This is a genomic window from Qipengyuania aquimaris, from assembly GCF_009827445.1.
Lineage (GTDB): Bacteria > Pseudomonadota > Alphaproteobacteria > Sphingomonadales > Sphingomonadaceae > Qipengyuania > Qipengyuania aquimaris.
This window is the reverse complement of record NZ_WTYI01000001.1, coordinates 752,537-773,717: the sequence shown is the minus strand read 5'-3', so window position 1 is coordinate 773,717 and position 21,181 is coordinate 752,537. Positions and strand designations below refer to the sequence as shown.

24 protein-coding genes are annotated in these 21,181 nt (G+C 61.0%); 8 read left to right on the top strand and 16 right to left on the bottom strand.

The features are described 5' to 3' along the window. Nucleotides 1–4 precede the first annotated feature (4 nt). Complete coding sequence (gene sdhC / locus GRI34_RS03815; RefSeq protein WP_160594801.1) at nt 5–385, bottom strand: succinate dehydrogenase, cytochrome b556 subunit; 381 nt, start codon at nt 383–385, stop codon at nt 5–7. A 108-nt stretch (nt 386–493) separates the two neighbouring features. Between sdhC and GRI34_RS03810 the strand changes: the two genes are divergently transcribed. Genes GRI34_RS03810 through GRI34_RS03795 form a run of 4 tightly spaced genes read left to right on the top strand, consistent with a single transcriptional unit; the run spans nt 494 to nt 3,741 of the window. After that, complete coding sequence (locus GRI34_RS03810) at nt 494–1,204, top strand: SDR family NAD(P)-dependent oxidoreductase (protein ID WP_160594800.1); 711 nt, start codon at nt 494–496, stop codon at nt 1,202–1,204. After that, on the top strand, nt 1,194–2,150 hold the full coding sequence (locus tag GRI34_RS03805) for a subclass B3 metallo-beta-lactamase EAM-1 (protein WP_122630825.1): 957 nt from the start codon (nt 1,194–1,196) through the stop codon (nt 2,148–2,150). Before GRI34_RS03810 ends, GRI34_RS03805 begins: the two co-directional genes overlap by 11 nt. Beyond that, nucleotides 2,147–3,049, top strand: coding sequence for a 50S ribosomal protein L11 methyltransferase (locus GRI34_RS03800; protein ID WP_160594799.1), 903 nt, complete (start codon nt 2,147–2,149; stop codon nt 3,047–3,049). The genes GRI34_RS03805 and GRI34_RS03800 overlap by 4 nt, the downstream gene beginning before the upstream one ends. After that, nucleotides 3,046–3,741 carry a DUF2459 domain-containing protein gene (locus GRI34_RS03795; protein ID WP_325065175.1) on the top strand — a complete coding sequence of 232 codons (696 nt, stop codon included), beginning with the start codon at nt 3,046–3,048 and terminating at the stop codon, nt 3,739–3,741. Before GRI34_RS03800 ends, GRI34_RS03795 begins: the two co-directional genes overlap by 4 nt. Here GRI34_RS03795 and bla read toward each other — a convergent pair. Next, nucleotides 3,738–4,838: a class A beta-lactamase gene (bla, locus tag GRI34_RS03790; RefSeq protein ID WP_160594798.1), complete on the bottom strand. Its 1,101-nt coding sequence runs from the start codon at nt 4,836–4,838 to the stop codon at nt 3,738–3,740. The genes GRI34_RS03795 and bla overlap by 4 nt on opposite strands. Before the next feature lie 46 nt (nt 4,839–4,884). Next, nucleotides 4,885–6,963, bottom strand: coding sequence for an NAD-dependent DNA ligase LigA (gene ligA / locus GRI34_RS03785; protein ID WP_160594797.1), 2,079 nt, complete (start codon nt 6,961–6,963; stop codon nt 4,885–4,887). Nucleotides 6,964–7,037: 74 nt separating this feature from the next. Between ligA and GRI34_RS03780 the strand changes: the two genes are divergently transcribed. After that, nucleotides 7,038–7,529, top strand: coding sequence for a DUF2165 family protein (locus GRI34_RS03780; protein WP_160594796.1), 492 nt, complete (start codon nt 7,038–7,040; stop codon nt 7,527–7,529). 1 nt (nt 7,530) lies between these two features. Here GRI34_RS03780 and GRI34_RS03775 read toward each other — a convergent pair whose 3' ends face one another. The 7 genes from GRI34_RS03775 to proB form a co-directional block, all read right to left on the bottom strand. Continuing rightward, nucleotides 7,531–8,481, bottom strand: a complete 951-nt coding sequence (locus GRI34_RS03775) for a hypothetical protein (protein ID WP_160594795.1) — start codon at nt 8,479–8,481, stop codon at nt 7,531–7,533. Nucleotides 8,482–8,613: 132 nt separating this feature from the next. Further along, nucleotides 8,614–8,943 carry a hypothetical protein gene (locus GRI34_RS03770; RefSeq protein ID WP_160594794.1) on the bottom strand — a complete coding sequence of 110 codons (330 nt, stop codon included), beginning with the start codon at nt 8,941–8,943 and terminating at the stop codon, nt 8,614–8,616. Nucleotides 8,944–8,979: 36 nt separating this feature from the next. Further along, nucleotides 8,980–10,644 carry a DNA repair protein RecN gene (gene recN / locus GRI34_RS03765; protein WP_160594793.1) on the bottom strand — a complete coding sequence of 555 codons (1,665 nt, stop codon included), beginning with the start codon at nt 10,642–10,644 and terminating at the stop codon, nt 8,980–8,982. Nucleotides 10,645–10,677: 33 nt separating this feature from the next. Next, a complete protein-coding gene (gene nhaA, locus GRI34_RS03760) occupies nt 10,678–11,892 on the bottom strand; it encodes a Na+/H+ antiporter NhaA (protein WP_160594792.1) in 1,215 nt (404 codons plus the stop codon). 86 nt (nt 11,893–11,978) lie between these two features. Further along, nucleotides 11,979–12,152 (bottom strand): YdcH family protein, encoded by a 174-nt coding sequence (locus GRI34_RS03755; protein WP_160594791.1) that lies wholly within the window; start codon nt 12,150–12,152, stop codon nt 11,979–11,981. A gap of 296 nt (nt 12,153–12,448) precedes the next feature. Beyond that, a complete protein-coding gene (locus GRI34_RS03750; RefSeq protein ID WP_090479604.1) occupies nt 12,449–13,252 on the bottom strand; it encodes an outer membrane protein assembly factor BamD in 804 nt (267 codons plus the stop codon). 94 nt (nt 13,253–13,346) lie between these two features. Further along, the gene (gene proB, locus GRI34_RS03745; protein ID WP_160594790.1) at nt 13,347–14,495 is read right to left on the bottom strand and encodes a glutamate 5-kinase; all 1,149 of its coding nucleotides are present in this window, start codon (nt 14,493–14,495) and stop codon (nt 13,347–13,349) included. Nucleotides 14,496–14,699: 204 nt separating this feature from the next. Here proB and GRI34_RS03740 point away from each other — a divergent pair, with 204 nt between their 5' ends. From GRI34_RS03740 to GRI34_RS03730, 3 genes are all read left to right on the top strand, one after another. Further along, complete coding sequence (locus GRI34_RS03740; protein WP_325065226.1) at nt 14,700–15,491, top strand: pyrroline-5-carboxylate reductase family protein; 792 nt, start codon at nt 14,700–14,702, stop codon at nt 15,489–15,491. A 46-nt stretch (nt 15,492–15,537) separates the two neighbouring features. Further along, the gene (locus tag GRI34_RS03735; protein WP_160594788.1) at nt 15,538–16,803 is read left to right on the top strand and encodes a glutamate-5-semialdehyde dehydrogenase; all 1,266 of its coding nucleotides are present in this window, start codon (nt 15,538–15,540) and stop codon (nt 16,801–16,803) included. A 265-nt stretch (nt 16,804–17,068) separates the two neighbouring features. After that, nucleotides 17,069–17,911, top strand: coding sequence for a hypothetical protein (locus tag GRI34_RS03730; RefSeq protein WP_160594787.1), 843 nt, complete (start codon nt 17,069–17,071; stop codon nt 17,909–17,911). A 7-nt stretch (nt 17,912–17,918) separates the two neighbouring features. On the opposite strand, the gene GRI34_RS13350 is transcribed toward GRI34_RS03730, so the two are convergent. From GRI34_RS13350 to GRI34_RS03705, 6 genes are read right to left on the bottom strand one after another with little or no spacing between them, the layout of a single operon-like run. Further along, nucleotides 17,919–18,047 carry a hypothetical protein gene (locus GRI34_RS13350; RefSeq protein ID WP_267903945.1) on the bottom strand — a complete coding sequence of 43 codons (129 nt, stop codon included), beginning with the start codon at nt 18,045–18,047 and terminating at the stop codon, nt 17,919–17,921. After that, nucleotides 18,047–18,187, bottom strand: a complete 141-nt coding sequence (locus GRI34_RS03725; RefSeq protein ID WP_160594786.1) for a hypothetical protein — start codon at nt 18,185–18,187, stop codon at nt 18,047–18,049. Before GRI34_RS03725 ends, GRI34_RS13350 begins: the two co-directional genes overlap by 1 nt. Nucleotides 18,188–18,211: 24 nt before the next feature. Further along, a complete protein-coding gene (locus tag GRI34_RS03720) occupies nt 18,212–19,108 on the bottom strand; it encodes an HNH endonuclease (RefSeq protein WP_160594785.1) in 897 nt (298 codons plus the stop codon). A gap of 20 nt (nt 19,109–19,128) precedes the next feature. After that, the gene (locus GRI34_RS03715) at nt 19,129–19,818 is read right to left on the bottom strand and encodes a hypothetical protein (RefSeq protein WP_160594784.1); all 690 of its coding nucleotides are present in this window, start codon (nt 19,816–19,818) and stop codon (nt 19,129–19,131) included. Continuing rightward, a complete protein-coding gene (locus GRI34_RS03710; RefSeq protein WP_160594783.1) occupies nt 19,815–20,297 on the bottom strand; it encodes a hypothetical protein in 483 nt (160 codons plus the stop codon). The genes GRI34_RS03715 and GRI34_RS03710 overlap by 4 nt, the downstream gene beginning before the upstream one ends. Beyond that, nucleotides 20,294–21,181, bottom strand: a complete 888-nt coding sequence (locus tag GRI34_RS03705; protein ID WP_160594782.1) for a ParA family protein — start codon at nt 21,179–21,181, stop codon at nt 20,294–20,296. Before GRI34_RS03705 ends, GRI34_RS03710 begins: the two co-directional genes overlap by 4 nt.

The window sequence follows — 21,181 nt, the reverse complement described above, 5'->3', positions numbered from 1 at the left end:
GGCCTCACTTAAGAACGATCACGGCCCAGAAAAGGGCGGTGAGGATGATTGCGATGACGGGCGAGAGGATCGACCACGTCTTGTTGGTGTCGAGTTCGTATCCCGCACCGATATCGAGAACGAAGTGGCGCAGGCCGCTCATCATGTGGGTGAAGAATGCCCAGCTCAGGCCGACCAGCACGATCATGCCGACAGGCGAACCCATGATGCCCGCGAAGGTAGCGTAGGCTGCCTCGCCTGCGGCCATGGCTCCGAGCCACCAGAGCAATACGCCGAGACCGACCAATGCCAGTCCGTCACCGGTAATGCGGTGCAGGATGGATACCGCCATATGCGGTCCCCATTTCCAGATCTGCAGGTGTGGTGAAAGCGGGCGGTTGGCCATGCATCTATTCCATATCGCTGAATTCGTGCCGCCTCCTTAGCGAACTGCCGGTGCATGGCAAGGCGTGCGGCCTCGACAAAAGGCGCAAATTTTCGAATAGCGTGATGCATGACATGCATCCTTCTCACCGGCTCCTCTCGCGGGATCGGCGCCGCTTCCCGTACGGCACTCGAAGCGCGCGGCGCGAAAGTGATCGGGCAATCGACCTCGGGCGAAGGCTTCGGCACCATCGCCGCGGACTTTCGCAACCCCGACGCGCCGGAGGCATTGTGGGAGGCCGCTCTCAAGCAGGCAGGCGGCGAAATCGACGTTCTCGTCAACAATGCCGGTCTGTTCGATCCCAATCCGATCGAAAAACCGGACGGTGATTGGCTGGAGGCATGGGAAGAAACCATGCGCATCAACCTGACTGCCTCCGCCCAGTTGAGCAGGCTGGCGGTCCGCCACTGGCAGGAACGCGGCGCGACCGGACGCATCGTCCATGTCGCCAGCCGGGCAGGCCACCGCGGCGATTCGCCGGCGCACTGGCACTATGCGGCCAGCAAGGGCGGGATGCTGGCGATGCACAAGACCATCGCGCGCCAGTATGCCGCAGAAGGTATCCTGAGCTTCGCGATCACGCCCGGCTTCACCGACACCGCCATGGCGGGCGATTACCTCGACAGCCGGGGCGGCGCGGGCCTCTTGGCCGACATTCCGCTTGGCCGCGTGGCAGAACCGGAGGAGATCGCCCGGATCGTCGAATTCCTCTCGCTGGATGCCCCGCCATCGCTTACCGGTGCAACGCTCGACGCCAATGGAGCAAGCTATGTCCGTTAAAGCGCTGTTCGCGGCCCTGCCCTTGCTCATCGCTGCTTGCGCGGCAATTCCAGCACCGCAAGTTGAAGATGCGGACGCGCCGCCCTCGCCCGCGCCAACGGAAACGGTGGTGAACGCCCACGAGATGCAGATGGCGTTTCTCGATGCGTGCGAGCCGTGGGACGAGTGGGACAAGCCCGCTCCACCGTTCCAATTGATGGGCAACAGCTGGTATGTCGGCACCTGCGGTATCTCGGCAGTCCTGATTACCGGCGAAGACGGACACATCCTGATCGACAGCGGCGTCCCCGAGGCCGCCCCGCTGGTCCTCGCGAACATCGCCTCGCTCGGTTTCGATGCGAAGGATGTGCGCTATCTCCTGATGAGCCATGAGCATTTCGACCATGTCGGCGCGCATGCCGCAATCAAGGAAGCGACAGGTGCGCAAGTGTTGGCTTCGGTAAGAGCCAAGCCCGTGCTCGAAACGGGGAAAGTCGCCGCCGACGATCCGCAGGCCGCATCCGGCCATCCAGACATGACCCCGGTAAAGGTCGACCGCGTGATCGGCGATGGGGAAATACTCGATCTCGGCAACCTGCGCGTTACGGCTCATGAAACGCCCGGCCATTCGCCCGGGGCGCTCAGCTGGACATGGTGGTCGTGTTCGCTCCCTGGCGAGCCGCCCGTGTGCAACCGCTTCGCCTATGTCGACAGCCTGTCCGCGGTTTCCGCAGACGATTACCGCTTCACCGATCACCCGGAGATGGTTCGCGCATTCCGGACCAGCATCGACAAGGCACGCATGCTCCAGTGTGAGTTTCTGGTGACACCGCACCCCTCGGCCGGGTCCATGCTCGACCTGATGAGCGGAGAACACGGGCTCTACCTGCACAAGGGCTGCGGCTTCTATGCAAAGCGGCTTAGCAAACGCCTCGATGAGCGCTTGGCCAAGGAAGCTGCCGAGTGAGTGCCTGGAAACTCTCGGCCGAAGCTTCGAAACCGTTAGTGCAGGCCGCCCTGCTTCAGCATGACGAGGCTTGGGACTTTCCCGAAGAGCTGGTCGTGTCGGGTCGCGAAATAGCGGAAGACAAGCCGGACGACTGGATCCTGGAGGTCTGGCTCGAACGCAAGCCGACTGCGGCGGACAAGAAAGCCGTCGCCTCTTTATTCGAGGGCCGCGCGCCGAAGCTTAGCAGCGAAAAGCTCCCCGATCAGGACTGGGTTACGCTGAGCCAGCAAGGCGTCGATCCGATCCGCGCGGGCCGCTTCCACGTGCGCACACCCGAACATGATCCCGATCCGTCCATGGTCGATTTCATCATCCCCGCCAGCCAGGCGTTCGGCACCGGCCAGCACGAGACCACCGCCGCCTGCCTTGCCATGCTCGATCTGATGAAGCGCGAGGGAGTAACCGTTCGCAACCATGCCGACATCGGTACCGGCACCGGCCTCCTCGCCTTCGCGGCAATGCATCTGTGGCCTCATGCGCTGGCGACGGCTTCGGACATCGATGCCGTCTGTGCCGGCGTGGTGGAAGATAATGCAGCCCTCAACAATGTCGCCATGGGGAACAGGTCCGGCCAGCTGACGATGATCATTGCCCCGGGCATGGATCACGGCTTGCTGCAGGCCCGCGCGCCCTACGACCTGTTGATCGCCAATATCCTTGCCGGCCCGCTGGTCGAGCTCGCGCCCGACTTTGCATCGTCGATTACGCCAGGTGGAAGTCTCCTTCTGGCAGGGCTGCTGCAAACCCAGGAAGCCGAGGTCCGGCGCGCCTATCAGGCAAAGGGCCTGCGGCTGGCGCGGCGCGTCACAAATGGCGACTGGTCCATTCTCTGGCTACGCAAGAGCCGCATCCGGTGACTGGTCGGCGCGCCTTCAAGCTGACGGCAGCATTTCTCGCCCTGCCCCTGCTTGTTGTCGCGCTTTTCCTCGCCTCGGCGTGGATCGGCAGTTCCGTGCCGCGCAATTCGGACTGGACCGAAGCCGATGACGGGATTGTCATCATGGTGGAGACCAACGGCATTCACACCGGAATTGTCATGCCAGTCGTCACCGATGTGAAGGATTGGCGGCAGACTTTCCCCTCGGCAGGAATGACCCGGTCGGACGGGCGGATGCCGACTCATGTCGCAATCGGGTGGGGCGAGAAGGAGGTTTTCCTCAACACCCCGACCTGGGGCGACCTGAAGGCCAGCACTGCGCTGCGCATTGTCTTTCAGGGCGGCGACGGTCTGATGCGGGTCGGTCATTACGCCTGGCCGCAGCCTTCCGAATATCATCGACCGCTCGTGCTGAGGCCCGAGGAATACCGCGTATTGGTAGCCGAAGTGGAGGCTGCCCTACCCCATGTGCCGCATGGCGAAGAACGGTTCAGCCACGACAGTTTCGAACACGGCGCGCGCAATTACGATGCGCTGGGGCGCTACACGCTGGCCAATACCTGCAACCAGTGGGTCGGCGACACGCTGGCGAAGGCCGGGGTGAAAATGGGTCACTGGACGCCGCTGGCCGGAGGGGTGATGAAATGGATCCCCTCGCCTGCCGATAATTAGGTAGTCTCGCTCGTCATCCTGGCTTCGTGATACTCGACTACCGCGCGCGTCACCGATTGCATCATCTCGAAACGCGCCGCGTAGGAAGTGCGGGTCCGCGCAATCATGACAGCCAGCGCATATTTCGTTCCATCGGGTGCAGTCAGCACGCCCACGTCGTTGTAGCCGGAATGGACGCCATCGAAGACCTGGCCGGTGCCGGTCTTGTGCGCAATCGACCATCCTGAGGGCACGCCGCCCTTCAATCGCTTCGGACCGCTCTTGGTGTTTTCCAGTGTCGACAGGATGAGTTCGGTGGATCGCGGCGACAGCAATTCGCCCCGCGCCAGGCGCGCCAATGCCTGCGCCATGCCGGAAGCGCTTGCGCCGTCGATGGGATCGTCGAGATAATCCTCGAATGCCTCGCGCCTCCTGTCGTCCGGCACGCGGTCGCGCGCTTCGTAGAAATTACGCCCGATGGAATAGCTGGGTCGCCAGTCGAGCCCCGCGATCGCGCTTTGCTTGCTGCGCTCGTCGGTGCCGAATTGGACGCCCTCGATGCCCTTGCGGCGCATGAACGCCTCGACCGCCTGGGTGCCGCCGACGCGGCGCAGGATCCGGTCGTTGGCGGTGTTGTCGCTCTGCGTGAGGGCCCGCTCCATCAGGTCGCGGTAATCGGTGCGGAACACGCCGCGCGTGCGCACGATGTCGCGGATCGGCTGGTAGAAAACGGTCAGATCCTCTCGCCGGATCGCGACCGGTTCGGACAAGTCCAGAGCGCCCTCATCCACCAGGTCGAGCGCGGTCAGCGAGACCCACAGCTTGCTGACACTTTGCTGGGGAAACGGCCTGGCGCCATTGTACGCCATGGTCGCGCCGCTTGTGACCTCGACGGCGGCGATGCCGACTTCTCCCGCAAAGCCCTCACCGATTTGCTGCAGCCTCGCCTCGAGCATCTCTTGCCGGGCGTCCAGTTCCGGCTCCTCCTCGACTACTTCTTCGGGCATGACCCGCTCTTCGAATTCCGCGGCGCTTTCTGCCGGACCCTGCACGCAGGTGCCGAGCAGGAAGAACGCGGAGACGATCAGGAGCGTGAGGGTTACAAGCGGTCGGGTCACGGTAATGCCAACAAAGGCGCGCGCATAAGTTTCCGGAAAGTCGGGATTATTCGGCGGCAGCCACGATGGCGGCCCATCCGGCCTCGTCGATCACCTCGATGCCGAGATCGGCGGCCTTCTTCAACTTGCTACCTGCACCCGGACCTGCAACCAGCAAGTCGGTCTTGGCACTGACAGAGCCGCTGGCCTTTGCGCCAAGCCGTTCCGCCTGGGCCTTTGCCTCGTCGCGGCTCATCGTTTCGAGCTTTCCTGTGAAGACCACTGTCTTTCCCGCAACCGGACTGTCGCGTGTCTCGATCTCGTATCGCGGCGGCGAAACTTCGCCCAGGATATCGTCCCACACCGCACGGTTGTGCTCTTCATGGAAGAAGTCGCCGAGCGCCTCGACGACCGCACTGCCGATCCCGTCTATCGAAGTCAGGGAATTGGCGGCCTCTTCATCACCTGCCCTCGCCTTCTCAGCCGCATCACGAAGCGCAGGCAGTTCGTGGAAATTCTTCAGCAGGTCCCGCGCAGTCACCGCGCCGACGTGCCGGATACCAAGCCCGAACAGCAGCCGCGCCGCATCGGGTTCGCGCCGCGCCTCGATGCTGGCGAGGAGGTTGTCGACCGACTTCTCCTTCCAGCCTTCGAGCGCCAGAATGTCCTCGCGACGATCCATGAGCCGGAAGATGTCGGCCGGACTTTCCAGCCAGCCGAGCGCGAAGAACTGGTCGATCGTCTTTTCGCCCAGCCCGTCGATATCGAGCGCGCCGCGGCTGACGAAATGCTTGAGCCGTTCGGTGCGCTGCGCGGGGCAGATCAGCCCGCCGGTGCAGCGCACATCGACCTCGCCTTCCTCGGCCACGGCTTCGCTGCCGCATTCGGGGCAATGGTCGGGAAAGACGAAAGGTTCGCGCTCAGTATCCCGCGTGAGGTTCTCGACCACCTGCGGGATCACGTCGCCCGCGCGCTGGACCACGATCCGGTCGCCGGGGCGCACGCCAAGCCGCTCGATCTCGTCGCGATTATGCAGCGTAACGTTGGTCACGGTAACGCCGCCGACCAACACAGGCGCGAGCCTGCCGACGGGCGTCAGCTTGCCCGTGCGCCCGACCTGGATATCGATCGCCTCCAGCGTGGTTTCCGCGCGCTCTGCAGGAAACTTGTGCGCCAGTGCCCAGCGCGGAGCCTTGGCCACGAAGCCAAGCCGTTGCTGGTAGTCCAGCCGGTCAACTTTGTAGACGACCCCGTCGATCTCATACGGCAAGTCCGGTCGCACCTTGCCGATGGCGGCATAGTGCGAAAGCAGCCCTTCCAGGCTGTCGACGCGAGTGAACAACGGCGAGATCGGGAAGCCCCACTCACGCAAGGTTTCGACCACGTCGGATTGCGTATCACCCGGCACCTTTGATGCTGCACCCCAGCCATGCGCCCAGAAGCGCAAGGGACGCTGTGCGGTGACGCTTGCATCCTTCTGCCGCAGCGATCCCGCCGCAGCATTTCGCGGGTTGGCAAAGAGCTTTCCGCCCGCCTCTTGCTGCGCAGCATTGAGCGCAGCAAAAGCCTGTTTTTCCATGTAGACTTCGCCGCGCACCTCGAAAACTTCGGGAGCATTGCTGCGCAGCATTTTCGGGATATCCGCAATATGCTGCACATTAGCAGTGACGTCTTCACCGACCTGTCCGTCACCGCGCGTGGCCGCGACTGTCAGGGCGCCGTTTTCGTAACGGAGCGAACAAGACAAGCCATCGATCTTGTCCTCGGCAGTGAAGGCGAGCGGCGCATCGTCGTCGAGCGAAAGGAAGCGGCGCACGCGCGCCACCCACTCGCCGATCTCTTCGTCGGAAAAGCCGTTGTCGAGGCTCATCATCCGCACCTCGTGCGGGACCTTCGACAGCGGCGATGCGGCGATGGCATGGCCGACCTTACGCGAAGGAGAATCCTCGCGGACGAGGTGCGGGAATGCCTCTTCCAAAGCAGCATTGCGGCGCACCAGCGCATCATATTCCGGATCGGTAATCTCGGGCGAATCCTCGGCATGATACAGCCGATCATGATGTGCGATCTGTTTCGCGAGGCGCATCAGCTCGTTGGCAGCGTCTGCCTCGGTCAGGTCCACAGGTGCGGTTTGCTCGATTCCCATATCCTGCGCTATGCCCCAGCACAGGCACGGGGAAAAGTGCCGCATGGTCGCATCACCGATTTGGGGGAAATGGGATGACCGACCGCATTCTCAAAGCTGCAATCACCGCCTGCGTCGCCTTGATGGCGCTGCTCTATGTCGCGCACAATATCGCCAACCTTCCGCAGGCATTCGACTTCTTCGTTTATACGACGAGCCATGCTGACCAGCAGGCATATCCGGTCACGCTGCTCCCTGTTCCGCCAGAATTCCTGATCGCCATCGGCATGGTGCTGGTGTTTTCGCTGGAACTGATCGCCGGGCTTGGCGGCCTCTACGGTGCCTGGAAACTCTTTTCGCTCCGCAATGCGTTGAGCGCGGATTTCGCTGCAGGCAAGAAATGGGCGAAGATCGCGATGGGCGCGGCTGTCATCAATTGGTGGGGACTTTTCCAGGGCGTCGCGGTTGCCGGATACCAGCTATGGCAAATGCCGCTTGGAGAAGGACCGTTCTACGGATCCTTCTTCTTTGGTGCGATGGCGATGATGACGCTCATCTATCTCAGCCAGAGCGAGCAAGAGGCGTAACCTAGGAAATAACACCATTGCCGGTGCGTTCGACGGTCCAGCTGCCGTCGATACGCCGGATGCGATATTCCCACGCCTGCGCGCCAAGATTGGCCGTGATCCAGCCGCCCCATGCAGTGCATTCGTCTTTCGTCGGGCAGACGGTCCGACGCACCGAATATATGACTGCCCGCTCACCGGTAACGGCGTCGACGACCAGCGCGTCGTCTTTCCAGACGCAGCGGTCGAAAGGCGCGAGCTCGGGGTAGTTCTGGATCAGCGCGACCTCGATCTCGTCGGGAAGCGCCTGCGAGGCCTGGTTTCCCGGCGTGATGGTCGCACAGGTCGTAGCGTAATGGTCCGGATTGGCGAATTGTTCGTCCAGCAGGTTTGTTAGCAGCGCCATTTGCGGTGTGTCGGGCAGTTCTGCCCGGGCCGCCGGAAAATCCTGTCGATCACGGTCAGCGGCGGTGAGTACTATGTTCAGTTCTTCACGCTCGATGCGCCATTCGCCACCCTCGAAAGTCATCCGAAAGTAGCTCCAGCCATGCTGGCCGTTCGCATAATAGCCTGCCCATGCAAGGCAGACCGTGGGCGTGTCGCACACCAAATCGTGAACGTCGAAGATGGCGGCTGCCTGCTGCGTATCCGTTGCCACGATATCCAGCCCGTCGCGCTCGCAACGCGATAAAGGGGAAAGGCCCGGGAAGCGGGCGATCAGCTTGAGTTCGACATCCGGATCAAGCGCGCGCGCCTGTGACGCCTTGTCATGCGGATCGACATTCGCGGCTGCCGCGCACACGACGGGATAAGGGCGTTTCGATTGCTCGAAATAATTGCCCAACCGGTATTCCAGCAGTGCGAGGCGAGGCGTCTGGATGTTCTCGTAATACTTGGTCGCGAACGCGCCTTTCTGCGGTTCGTAGCGAGGCAGGTAGGTAGAGCAGGCGGCCAGCCACAACATAAGCGCCACAGCAAAAAGGCGAGAGGCAATGCGCATCAACGAATGAAAGCCTGCGCTGCTGACAAGTTCCTGCTGGATGTTTCACTTGGCCCGCTCAAAACCGTCGTCCTCGCGTCAAAACCTTTCGGCTTTGGGAAACGATTACAGGCTAGCTTTGAAAAGCGATGCGAGTGGAAGCATGACCCCGACAAGCACGAGGAGCGCCGCGACGGGATAGGACCATCGCTTACGGTCGAGGTTTAGTAAGGCCCGAGCAAGCTGGACCAGACACGCGAACATGATGGCACCACCTACGAGAGCGAGGAGTGGTCCGAGGTAGGCCTCGTCGTGCCAATCCGTGGCAAGCAGCGTGAGCGCGAAAAGGAAGCCCGCGATACCCACTCCGATCAACGCAGTCCGCCCTTGGGGCAAAGCTACGAGACAGAGATAGGTGACTACGGCGGGGCCGAAAACGAACAGGTAGAGCATCATCTCACAGGACGCTTTGCAGTTCCGGAGTAAGGGATCTCACGCTCGTTCAAGCAGCCTGTCCGCCTGGGCGCGCGCTTCCGGCGTGACCTCCGCACCCGAAAGCATGCGGGCGATCTCTTCCTGCCGACCCGCTTCGTCGAGTAATGTCACGCTGGTCCTGGTGACCGTGCCCTCGGAGCTCTTGGCGATCATGTAGTGCATCCCGCCGCGCGCCGCGACCTGCGGGGAGTGGGTTACGGCCAGCAGCTGACCGTCACTCGCGAGGCGCGCAAGTCTCTCGCCGATAGCGCTGGCAACCGCCCCGCCCACGCCGCGGTCGATCTCGTCGAAAATGACGGTTGCCGCCCCGCCCTGTTCGGCGAGCGCAACCTTCAATGAAAGGATGAAGCGCGACAGTTCGCCGCCACTTGCGATCTTGTTGAGCGGCGCGAAATCGGCGCCCGGATTGGTGGCGATGAGGAATTCGACGCTGTCCATCCCATGCGGGCCCCAGCGATCTTCCGGCAGCGCGGCGACAGCCGTCTTGAAGCGCGCGGCATCCAGCTTGAGTGGGGCAAGTTCGCGCGCCACCGCCTCGTCGAGCCGCATGGCCGCGGCTACCCGATTAGCGTGGAGCGCCTCGGCCTCTGCAGTGTAGCGAGCGCCAGCAGTCTTGGCCGCTTGTTCCAGCGCATCGAGTTCGGCTTCACCGCCCTCGATGGAATCGAGCTGGCTGCGCATCTCGCGCATCTTTTCGGGCAGCTCGTCGACCTCGCAGCGGTGCTTGCGAGCGATCGCGCGCAGTTCGAACAAACGGGTTTCGGCAGCGTCGAGCGCTTGCGGATCGTGTTCCAGCGCTTCTCCAGCTGCCTGCAACTTGTCTTCAGCCTCGCCTGCCTCGATCACCGCGCGGTCGAGGGCGGCAAGCGCTTCGGCGAGCAGCGGGTGTTCGGGGGCGATCCGGTCAAGGCGGCGCGCGGCCACGCGAAGGGACGCAAGCGGGGAGTCCGATCCTTCCCACAAGTGGCGCAGTTCCTCGAGATCGCCGGACAGTCTTTCGCCCTTTTGCATGGCGGCGCGCGTTTCGGCGAGGCGGGCTTCTTCGCCTGCCTGCGGTTCGAGCGCGGTCAGTTCGGAAAGATGGGCCAACAGCAAATCCTGGTCGAGTTTTGCCTGTTCGAGATTGGCGCGTGCCTCGGCCAGCTTGTCCTCGGCATCGCGCCAGGTCGACCAGGCCTGCTCGACCTTGGCGGTCTCGCCGCCGGCGAAGCGGTCCAGCAAGGCGCGGTGTCCGCGCGGGTTCACGAGGCCGCGGTCGTCGTGCTGGCCGTGCAGTTCAACGAGGTGACCGGCCATTTCGCGCAGCAGGCCGACGCTGACGGGCTGGTCGTTGACGAAGGCCTTGCTCTTGCCGTCTGCTTTCAGCTGGCGACGGATGATGAGCGGTTCGCCCTCCTCGATCTCGATATCGGCATCGTCGAGCAATTCGGCGAGAGCATCCGGCAGGGATGCGAATTCGAAACTGGCGCTGACGCTGGCCTTGTCCTCGCCCCCGCGCACCAGGCCGCTGTCGGCGCGGTTGCCCAGGACAAGGCCCAGCGAATCCAGCAGGATCGACTTGCCCGCCCCCGTCTCGCCCGTGAGCACACCGAGGCCGCGCCCGAAATCGAGGTCGAGCGCTTCGATCAGTACGATATTGCGGATGGCCAGCCGGGTGAGCATCGGAAGAACTCCTAGCCCACGCGAAGCCTCGCGTCATCCACCCTTTGTTCCGTTAGCAACAGCTTCATCCGCCCCTTGATCCTCCAGTGGCAAAGCACGCTTGAGGAGCAGGTATCCGGCCAGCGCCGCAATGGTCGAGCCGGACAGCACGCCGATCTTCACCGCATCGATCTGCTCGGGCGAAGCGAAGGCGAGATTGCCGATAAACAGGCTCATGGTGAAACCAATCGCGGCCAGCAGGCTCATCGCGTGGACTTGCGCCCAGTTCACTTCCTCCGGCAGTTTCGCCAGCCCCAGCTTCACAGCTGCAAATGCAAAGCCGAAGATGCCGATCTGCTTGCCGATCAGGAGGCCGAGAGCAATGCCGAGCGGAAGGGGTTCGAGCAGCGCTGAGGGCGACAGGCCGAACAGGGTCACACCCGCATTCGCGAAGCCGAAGATCGGGATCACCAGGAACGCCACCCAGGGGTGCAGCGCATGCTCCATGGTCTCGAGCGGACCGTGATCGCTCTTCGCATCGAGCGGCACGGTCATCGCCGCAGCGACACCGGCGAGCGTGGCATGGACGCCCGACTTGAGCACGAAAGCCCACATGAGGATCGCGAGGAGGATATAGGGAATGGTCGACTGGACCTTCGCCCGGCCGATAGCGAGCATCGCCACGAACACGATCGCGGCAAGGCCGAGCATGCCGGTGTCGAGCTCACCCGAATAGAACAGCGCGATGATCGCAATCGCGCCGATGTCGTCGATCACGGCGATGGCGAGCAGCAGCGCTTTCAGCGCAACGGGGACACGTGAGCCAAGTAGCGACAGAATACCGAGCGCAAACGCGATGTCGGTCGCTGCGGGAATGGCCCAGCCATTGATGCTCTCGGGCGAGTTCGCATTGAGCGCCAGGAAGATCACAGCCGGGATCGCCATGCCGCCGATCGCGGCAATCAGCGGGAGCGAAGCCTTGTCCCAGCTGGAAAGCTGACCTTCGAAAATCTCGCGCTTCACCTCCAGGCCCACGAGGAAAAAGAACACGGCCATCAGGCCGTCGTTGATCCACAGCAGCAGGGGCTTGTCGATGACGAAGCCGCCGATACCGAACACCACGGGCGTCGCCAGCCCATCCTGATAGGCAGAGAGCAATGGAGAATTTGCTACCGCAAGGGCGAGCAGCGCGGCAAAAATCAGGACGATGCCGCCGGCTGATTCCTTCTGGAGGAAGTCTCGCAACATAGGGGCGATAGCTTTGACCATGAGTTACTCCGGTATTCTTTAAAAGAGTGGGCAGCCGCCGCCTGCGCATGGGGATAGCTGCGCGGCGACGGCCCCCTTAACTGCCGTCAGGCAGGCCTGGCACGCTTGGCCATGCTATGCAGCGCGTCTTTCGCGCGCAATTTCATTTTCTTGAGACGCGCAATTTCCAGCCAGTCGGGCGTCCGCTTGCGCAGTTCGAGGCGCAGGCGCTCGTCGATCCGCTGGTGGATCTGGGTCAGTCTGTAAGTACGGGCCGTCATCGTAGTCTCCGAAATCGAGGCTTATGTCGATCGGACACCCGATGGCGCTGTCAGGCTGGGAGGGGGAGGGGAAAGGCCTGCCAGCGCGCATCGGTTGTCCGATGCGGTCCGACATCACGTGCACATTCTCGCGCACGCCAGAGGGGCCCGGTCCGCAGTAATGAAATGCGAACGGATCGATCTGGTTTCAAGGATTCCGCAGATTTCTTCCGTGACGCCGGTAACCGCCCGATTCCAGGCGAGAAAAAAGGCGCCGCGTTGCCGTGGCGCCTTTCTCGATGGAAGTGTGCCCTGCCCTAGCTGGCGCTGACGCCTGCGGCGTGGTCCTGAACCAGTTCATAGGCTTTTTCGTACCATTCATTCCCCGGATAGTTGGCACCGAGGACGGCCGCGTATTTCACCGCTTCGCTCGGAATGCCGAGCGCGAGGCTGGATTCGGTCAGGCGGTAAAGCGCTTCGGGAGCGTGACTGGTCGTCTCGAAATTTTCGACCACGTTCTGGAAACGGATCTGCGATGCAATCCACTTGCCCGAACGCTGGTAATACCGGCCGATCTCCATTTCCTTGCCGGCCAAATGGTCGCGCACAAGGTCGACCTTGAGGCGCGCGTCAGCGGCATATTCGGTTTGCGGGAAACGGCGGTCGACCTCGCGCAGCGCGGTCAGCGCCTGTTCGGTCACCTTCTGGTCGCGCTGGATATCGCTGATCTGCTCGTAATAGCTGAGACCGATCAGGTAGTAGGCGTAGGGCGCATCCTTGTTACCCGGGTGGATTGACAGGAAGCGCTGCGCCGTGGTGATCGTCTTGTTGTAATCCTGCGCGACATAATAGCTGAATGCGCTCATCAGCTGGGCGCGGCGGGCCCAAGGCGAATAGGGATGCTGACGTTCCACCTCGTCGAACAGCGCGGCTGCCAGCTTGGGCTGGTTGCGATCGAGCCGTTCCTTCGCCTCGGCGTAGAGCGTTTCGACATCACGCGCGATGTAAGCGGTGTCTTCCGCCCCGCCCCCGCCGCGGCTTGCGCAACCGGCAGTGACAAGGGTGGCACCGACGAGGGCACCGAGGGCGAGCTTGCGAGCGAAACGCGAATGGGTCGTCATGGTGGCGAGCCTATAGCCAGACCCCCGCTGAACGCCAAGTGAAGTTCGCGCCTAACCCACCGGATAAATCGGTGAGCCGCCCTGTCCGGGAAGATCAGCCTTCGCTGAGCGCGGCAGGCGCGTCCCACAAGAGGTGGCGTGTGTCGAGGGCGACCAGATTGTTGCTCCGGATGATTTCGCCCTTCGTGCGATAGCCAAGCAGCTGTTCGGCATCGGTATCGGGGTTGTTGATCATGACGCGCAGTTCTTCCGAGGTGAAGTCGGACAGGCCGCGTGCCCGTTCGATCCCCTTGTTATCGTAAATGTGCAGCACATCCCCACGCGTGAAATCGCCATCGGCGGAAATGACATCGGAACGGCGGATCGGCCTGTCGCCAGTCGCAATGTTCGACGCGACGGATTCGTTGACCACCAGGCTTCCCGCCATCTGCAGGCGGTTGGCAATCCAGCTGTCCCAGCCCGAAAGCGGCTCGGGATTGGGAATGACCTTGGTGGCGCGCCCCGTTCGGTCGAGGACACGCGAAAGAGGACGATCCACTTCACCTTGCGCGATCCACGTGGTGACACCGGCTTCCTGTGCCATGTTGGCGGCCTGCAGCTTGGTGGCCATGCCGCCCGTTCCCAGCGTGGACTTGCCCTTGGTCGCATCCATATACTGGTTCACATCGTGAACTTCGGCCACGAACTTTGCTTCCGGGTCGTCAGGGTTGCGATCGTAGAGACCGTCTACGCCGGTCAGGATGATGAAATCGGATGCGCCGACCATCTGCGCAACCTTGGCCGCGAGCCGATCATTGTCGCCGACGCGGATTTCCTCCGTCGTGATCGTGTCGTTCTCGTTCACGATCGGCATGATCCCGGATTCCAACAGGCGATGGACCGTGTTGCGCGTGTTAAGGAAGCGGCGGTGATCTTCGAAATCGCCCAGCGTCAGAAGAACCTGGGCAATATCGAAGCCGAACTCGTGCCCGACCTGTTTGTAGGCATTGAGAAGCAGTGGCATGCCGCAAGCAGCAGCGGCCTGTTTATCCGAAACGCCAGCGCTTTCGGGCGTTTCACCAATGATACGCAGACCAAGCGCGACGGACCCTGAGGAACACACGATTACATTCCACCCTTCGGATCGCAAGTGGGCGATATCCTCCATCATCCGCTGAAGGAAACCATAGCGGGGGGTAAGCAATTCCTGATTTGCCAGCAGCGCGGAGCCGATCTTAACAACGATGGTCTTGGGTTTGGTCATAATCAAAAAGTTATTCAGCCTTGAAATTTTCGGAAACCCATATAGATAGTAATGGTGCGTTGCACAATAGGATTTTGAAAATTTTCCGAGGATATAAATAACAAGAAATACTCTTATCAATATTTTCGGGTCTACGAAACCCTATTCAAAGTTTTTCGAAGAACTCGATACTCTAATCAACGCGCTGAATGCGCAGAACGGTGAATTATTATTATCAATACAGTCCTGATAGTCGGATGCGGAAAGATGGGATCCGCTTTATTGGAGCAATGGTCCAAGGGAACGGAATCGATCACCGTGGTCGACCCGGGGCAAGCAAGCGTGCCCGGAGGGGCGAGGCTGGTGTCGGACCGCGCGGCGCTCGACGGCGAACGCTTCGACTGCATCATCGTCGCGGTGAAGCCGCAGATGATCGACGACATCATGCCGGACTATGTCGGACACATCGCACCGGACGGCTACGTGATCTCGATTGCGGCAGGCTATTCTTCCGCGCGCCTTTCCGCGACGATGGGTGATGCGCCCGTCATTCGCGTGATGCCCAACCTGCCCGCCGCCATCGGCCGCGGAGTGAGCGGCATTTTCGCCTCCCCCGCAGCCAGCGAAACACATCTCGCCCATGCGCAGGAATTCATGGCCCGCGCGGGAACGACCGTCACCGTGGACACCGAAGAACAGCTCGACCGGGTTACTGCCGTTGCAGGCTCGGGACCGGGATATGTGTTCGAAATCGCCCGCGCCTATGTCGAGGTCGCCATGGAACACGGCTTTACCGAAGAACAGGCCCGCGACATGGTGTTCGGCACCATGGGCGGCGCGATCGACATGGCCGCCGAGCCGGGCGCGCTGTCGCTCGAAGAGCTTCGCAACAGCGTGACCAGCAAGGGCGGGACCACGGCCGCCGGCCTCAATGCGCTCAATGGCGATGGCGGCCTCACCGAACGCCTGCGTGCGACCTTGCAGGCTTGCTACGACCGGGCGGTCGAGCTGCGCTGAACGCGCTGCCTCCAGCCTGCCACAATAATTTGATAGAAGAGACATCATGACCGACCAGACACTCGACCCGCAAATCCATATCCACGATCTCGGCCAGCGCGCCCGCAAGGCAGCGCGCGGCCTGGTTACCGCCAGTACCGAGGCGAAGAACATCGCCCTGCGCGAAGCCGCCAAGGCGCTGCGCGAAGCGACGCCGGACCTGCTCGATGCGAACGGCAAGGACGTCGCCAGTGTGGAAGGCAAGAAGCCGGAAAGCTTCATCGACCGCCTGCGCCTGACCGAAGACCGCATCGAAGGCATGGCCAAGGCGCTGGAAGAAATCGCCGAACTGCCCGACCCTGTCGGTCGCAAGCTCGCGACCTTCGAACGCCCCAACGGCCTCAGCATCGAGCGCGTTGCCGTGCCGATCGGAGTGATTGGCATGATCTACGAAAGCCGCCCGAACGTGGGCGCGGACGCTTCTGCCCTGTGCCTCAAGAGCGGCAACGCCATCATCTTGCGCGGCGGCAGCGAAAGCCGTCATTCGACCCGCGTCATCGTTGAAGCGATGCAGAAGGGCCTCGAAGCTGCAGGCCTGCCGAAGGATGCGGTCCAGACCGTCCAGACGACCGACCGTGCTGCGGTGGCTGCACTGCTCAAGGCCGATGAATTCGTCGACCTCGTCATCCCGCGCGGAGGCCGTGGCCTCGTCGAACTGGTCCGCGACCAGGCGAGCGTGCCCACCCTCCTCCACCTCGACGGCAATTGTCACTCCTACGTCCATGCTGCGGCAGACGTGGACAAGGCGGTGAAGGTCATCCGCAACGCCAAGCTGCGCCGCACCGGCATCTGCGGGGCGACCGAGAGCATCGTGATCGACCGCGCCATCGCCGACCAGGTCGTGCCCAAGATCGCCGACGCCGTGGCGGCAGACTGCGAACTGCGCGGAGATGCGGAAGCGGTTGCCATCGACGACCGGCTCAAGCTTGCCAGCGAAGATGACTGGAGCACCGAATATCTCGATCCGATCGCCAGCGTGAAGATCGTGGACGGCCTCGAAGAAGGCATCGCCTGGGTCGAGGACCACTCCAGCCACCACACCGACGCCATCCTGACCGAAGACGCGGACGCTGCCCGCCAGTTCCTCACCTCGGTCGACAGCGCGGTGGTCATGCACAACGCCTCCACCCAGTTCTCCGACGGCGGGGAATTCGGCATGGGCGCGGAAATCGGCATCGCCACCGGCAAGATGCACGCCCGCGGCCCCGTCGGCCTCGAGCAGCTGTGCAGCTTCAAATACCTCGTCCACGGCGACGGCCAGACGCGGCCGTAATTTGTGTGGCCTCAAACGCCGGCGGGCCCGTCCGGGCCCTTAGGCTTCCGCGCCATAAGGCGCGACGGCCAGTCGGCCTCTGACTGCCGTCACCCGGACTGCGACCAGCAGTCCGCAAGGGCAACCGCCCGCCCGCAGCGGGTGCAGCTTGCTGCACGCATAGCGAGGACGCGCCGACGGAGGTCGGTGCGCAAACAAGAGAATCCATTTTCCTACTGCGAAGGGTCGGGGCATTCCCCGGCCCTTTTCGCATGGGAGAGCCGCCGTGTCCGACACCAAACCTGCTACCCACCTGCCCGACTTCACCCCCGTCCCGCGCCTGAGGGACCGCAGCAACGGGTGGAAACCGCATGTCCAGCGCGCCTTCATCGAAGCGCTGGCCGATACCGGCAGCGTCGCCTCCGCCTGCCGCGCGGTGAACCGGTCTACCCACGGCGCCTACAACCTGCGCCGCCAGCCCGGGGCCGAGGAATTCGCCGCCGCATGGGAGGCCGCGCTCGATTTCGGCATGAAGCGGATCGAGGACGTCGCCATGGACCGCGCGCTCAACGGGGTGGAGGTGCCCGTCTACTCCTATGGCCAGCTAGTCGGCACCCGCATTTCCTATAACGACCGCCTGCTGATGTTCATGCTGAGAAACCGCGCGCCCGAGCGGTTTGCCGGAAGCGCAGCTGGCCCGGAGGGTCAACGCCGCGCCAAGGCGATGAACGCGATCGGCACAATGGAGCTGAAACGCAAGAAGAAGGAATGGCGCAAGGAATGGGAGGCCGAGCAGGCCCGCGTCACTCCGGCAGAGGTGCGCGCCAGTATAGAGCGCAAGGTCCAGGACACGCTGGCCCTGATGGAGCGCAACCACAGCCCCCGCGCCTGGGCTGCATGGCAGGAATACAAGCGCATCAGGGCAGAGGACGCAGCAAACGGCTACCGCGCCCAGGACGACCCGGACCACCCCCACTACGCCAAGCGCACCGCTCCCGACGATCCCGCCGCGTCCCACACCGAGAACCCCATCCCCCTACCCCCGCCCCACTGGCAAAAGCGCCCCCCGGAGCCGCAGCAAGAGAAATATCCGCGCAAGCGGACGCTCAAGGATGATGGGTGGGATTAAAGTTGGACTAGGCCTCTTCGTCCTCATCGAACCCGAGCCAATGACGTCGAACGAGCTCGAAAGGCTCACCGTTCGAAGGTTCGCCAGTCATGATCCCGATGCCGAAGTTCTCGCTGTCGTCAGGATAGGTGCCCATCACATGCTCGAGGAGGTTCGATAGCGTCGACGATGTTCCTCATTCATCACCCACACCCATTCTTCTTCATCGCCGGAAATTTGCGAAACAGCGTCGGTCATCTCGCGATGGTAGTCATACATCTCGTTCAAGCCGCTCATTCTCCTGATCCCTCGCTTACTCGATCAACTCTGGAACCCATGAAACTCGCGGTGCCAAGACAAAAACTTCGGATGCGGCCTATAAGACTCAATCTCCGGCGCCTTGAGCTTGCCGGTCGGGTTGATGATTGCCTCAACCCCTTCACGGTCGTTCACCTTACGGTGCACGATAATCTCAAGGTCATCCCTGAAGCCGATCAACCCACGGTCGAACATCCAATGCGCGGTGCCTGAGAGCGCGAGGCCATTACGCACGCTGTCGGGGCCGCCATGCTCGACCGGACGGATATGCGCGGCCTGCGCTTCCAAGCGGCCTCCTCCATTGACCAGCTTCCACCCTGTCACCGCGCAGCGGCCATCATAAGCGTGCATCACGGCGCGCCGGAAAGCGCGGTCGCGGAAAGGCTTGGAGACGAGCGACTGGACAATGGGCCGCTCGATTTCGAACGGGGTCTGATGCTCGCGAACGCGGTTGACCTCGACAACTTCGTCATCGCTGCGAGGGAGGAAGTTCTCATCCGGTAGGCCAAGCGAGATGATGCGAGCGAAGTCGGAATGCGAAAGCGGGCGGACGGCGGCTTGGGCGCGGCCAGAGACCTTGCCTTCCTCATTGAGAACACCGCGCTCGACCTGCTCGCCATTCACGATATGCGGCACGGTCGGCTCGAACGGCAGATAGCTTCCTGCCTCAATGATGGCTCGATAGCGGTCAGGCTCCTTTGGGTCAGGGATAATTTCCTCGACCTTCGCCACCGCAAAGAACCCCTTGGAGTTCGGAATCTTAACTGGCTCGCGATAGACAATCCAGTCGCCGACCATCTGCTGAGCGCGGCTGAGATAGCTTTTCGGAAACTGGTAATGCACCTCAGGAATGTCGTCGTAGATCGACCCATCTTTGTGCATGAAAACGCCGAAGGTCATAATCCTATGGCCTTTCGTACCTACAGCATGAGTTCGGAAGCGGGGTTCTTGCCGCCAAGTCTTTCCATTACATCTTGCTTTACTAGCTCGGGAACTGACAGCCAATTAGCATCAAATTCTGACAAATAGTAGTCGGCCAACGACTCTCCAACTGCTTTAAAAATAGCCAGCGATTGTTCAACAAATTGTTTTTCCTCTACGAGCTCGTGAGGCATCGAGGCGACAGAGATAGAATTAAGAGCGTTACCATGTGCAACACCGGACAAGACCCCATACGGATCGCTAAGTTCACGACGGGCCACCTTTGAAAGTTTACCGAGCCTTGACTCGAAATTTGGCGCAAACTCTTTCAAATACCTCTTAACTACCGAAGGGAGTGGGCCTTGAGAACGAAAGTCGAGAAGACTTTTCAACTCTTTAGGATGATCTTTGAAATAGAGATATTGCAGGCTCAATTCATAGTGCGATCGCAATGCGAGCATCGCGGGACGAACCATTCCGAATGCTGTCATGCTAACGCTTTCGACGGCGCTCCCGTACGCAGCTTTCAATAAGATTGCGCTCGGATCATCGCCCGACACATCGAGGTAATGCCCGACCCATGCAAGTGAAGGGCGAAGACGTTCCGAACCCTGATCTGCCAACGGGATGAAATCTAGAGCCGAAGACTGGATATTCGCAATTAATTCGTCAAATTGTTCTTTGTTCACCGTAGTTTCCAGGCAGAGCCGGCATCTTCTCGACCGCTTCTATCTCGTAAATACATGACGGCTTGATAGATTTGGTGATCATCGACCGCCTTAATCAATCGCTTGATCCACGCCTGAAGTCCTCGACGGGGATCAAATGGAGGAAGACTTGAAAGCTCGACGGAAGGGTCTTTGCGAAGAGCTTCCGAAAGGAGTTCCACGAAGCTAGCCACCGGAACTTTCAAATCTTTACGTCGGATACGATCCAACTCCATGTAAAGGCTGGAAAATTCCGAACCTGCGAATCCTCGTTCTTCCTTGCTCTCAAAACTAACATTGAGCGAATTCTCAATCTCATCCTCGAGATCTCTGATCAAATCGATAAATGAAACTGGGCTCAGCCCCTGGATAATTTCGTGCGTTGTCCTGAGATCGCGCTCGCTCACTCTTTGCATCGCGATGGCAGCAAAAACGCGGAGTTGTTGGGGTCTGATTCTCATGACCACCCACCTAGCCTATGCGATATCTCATCGGCAATCTTTCCAATCTCCGCACGCAACACCGAGGAATAGGGCCCTTTGCGATCAGTTGCAAAGCCAGTGTAGGACGGGTGGGCTTCCAAATGTGTGCTTACATTCAGCCGTTGACCGAGAACGGTTGCACCAAATTTCGGGTGAGCTTTGAGCTCTATTTCAACAGGCGAGGCGGGATCATAGCGACGAACCCCGTTTATCAATGTCATATGCACTGGGGCTAAAGAAAGATGTTGAAACAGCCGATCGACCATCCCTACGCCGAGTACGGAAAATTTGTCCGGACGCACAGGAGAAAGAACATGCGTTGAGTTTTCGAGAGCGCATTTAGTGACAAAAGAACTACTTGGATTGCAGTCCAGTACTATAAGATCATACTCATTTTTTGCAGTCGAAATAAACCATTTGAAGTGATCCGATGCAATTTTAAGCTGGGCCGGATCGTCGATCATAGTATATTTCATTAAATCGAATGCGCCAGGAATAATGTCCAGCTTTGCTTTTTCTCCCTTGCCTATTTGACGAAGACGTTTGGTCAATGAAGAAGCTGCAGGAGGCGCATTCTTGGTCGATTTAACTTTAAAGAAATCATTGGACGGCTGGGGCTCAAACGCAGCCATTACAGTTTTCTTGGCTTCGAGAATGTCGTCATAGTCGGCTTGAGTCAGAAGCGCCTGCGTCAAATTGAACTGCGGGTCCAAATCGACAAGGAGGACTCGCTTCTGCTGTCGATGGTAGAGCACCCTCATCACGTGTGCGGAGACAGTCGTTTTTCCGACCCCCCCTTTCATATTAAGCACAGATAAAACGGGCACCATTTCTTTTCTCCAAGCCTTATCAGATGTTTCCAT

Excerpts from the sequence above, each read along its gene's own strand:
- GRI34_RS03720 (WP_160594785.1), bottom strand. The coding sequence starts at position 19,108 with ATGACCTTCGGCGTTTTCATGCACAAAGATGGGTCGATCTACGACGAC.
- GRI34_RS03780 (WP_160594796.1), top strand. The coding sequence starts at position 7,038 with ATGACCGACCGCATTCTCAAAGCTGCAATCACCGCCTGCGTCGCCTTG.
- GRI34_RS03705 (WP_160594782.1), bottom strand. The coding sequence starts at position 21,181 with ATGGAAACATCTGATAAGGCTTGGAGAAAAGAAATGGTGCCCGTTTTA.
- GRI34_RS03735 (WP_160594788.1), top strand. The coding sequence starts at position 15,538 with ATGACCGACCAGACACTCGACCCGCAAATCCATATCCACGATCTCGGC.
- recN (WP_160594793.1), bottom strand. The coding sequence starts at position 10,644 with ATGCTCACCCGGCTGGCCATCCGCAATATCGTACTGATCGAAGCGCTC.
- nhaA (WP_160594792.1), bottom strand. The coding sequence starts at position 11,892 with ATGGTCAAAGCTATCGCCCCTATGTTGCGAGACTTCCTCCAGAAGGAA.
- sdhC (WP_160594801.1), bottom strand. The coding sequence starts at position 385 with ATGGCCAACCGCCCGCTTTCACCACACCTGCAGATCTGGAAATGGGGA.
- GRI34_RS03805 (WP_122630825.1), top strand. The coding sequence starts at position 1,194 with ATGTCCGTTAAAGCGCTGTTCGCGGCCCTGCCCTTGCTCATCGCTGCT.
- proB (WP_160594790.1), bottom strand. The coding sequence starts at position 14,495 with ATGACCAAACCCAAGACCATCGTTGTTAAGATCGGCTCCGCGCTGCTG.
- GRI34_RS13350 (WP_267903945.1), bottom strand. The coding sequence starts at position 18,047 with ATGGGCACCTATCCTGACGACAGCGAGAACTTCGGCATCGGGATCATG.
- GRI34_RS03810 (WP_160594800.1), top strand. The coding sequence starts at position 494 with ATGACATGCATCCTTCTCACCGGCTCCTCTCGCGGGATCGGCGCCGCT.
- GRI34_RS03725 (WP_160594786.1), bottom strand. The coding sequence starts at position 18,187 with ATGAGCGGCTTGAACGAGATGTATGACTACCATCGCGAGATGACCGAC.
- GRI34_RS03755 (WP_160594791.1), bottom strand. The coding sequence starts at position 12,152 with ATGACGGCCCGTACTTACAGACTGACCCAGATCCACCAGCGGATCGAC.
- GRI34_RS03750 (WP_090479604.1), bottom strand. The coding sequence starts at position 13,252 with ATGACGACCCATTCGCGTTTCGCTCGCAAGCTCGCCCTCGGTGCCCTC.
- GRI34_RS03770 (WP_160594794.1), bottom strand. The coding sequence starts at position 8,943 with ATGATGCTCTACCTGTTCGTTTTCGGCCCCGCCGTAGTCACCTATCTC.
- ligA (WP_160594797.1), bottom strand. The coding sequence starts at position 6,963 with ATGGGAATCGAGCAAACCGCACCTGTGGACCTGACCGAGGCAGACGCT.
- GRI34_RS03710 (WP_160594783.1), bottom strand. The coding sequence starts at position 20,297 with ATGAGAATCAGACCCCAACAACTCCGCGTTTTTGCTGCCATCGCGATG.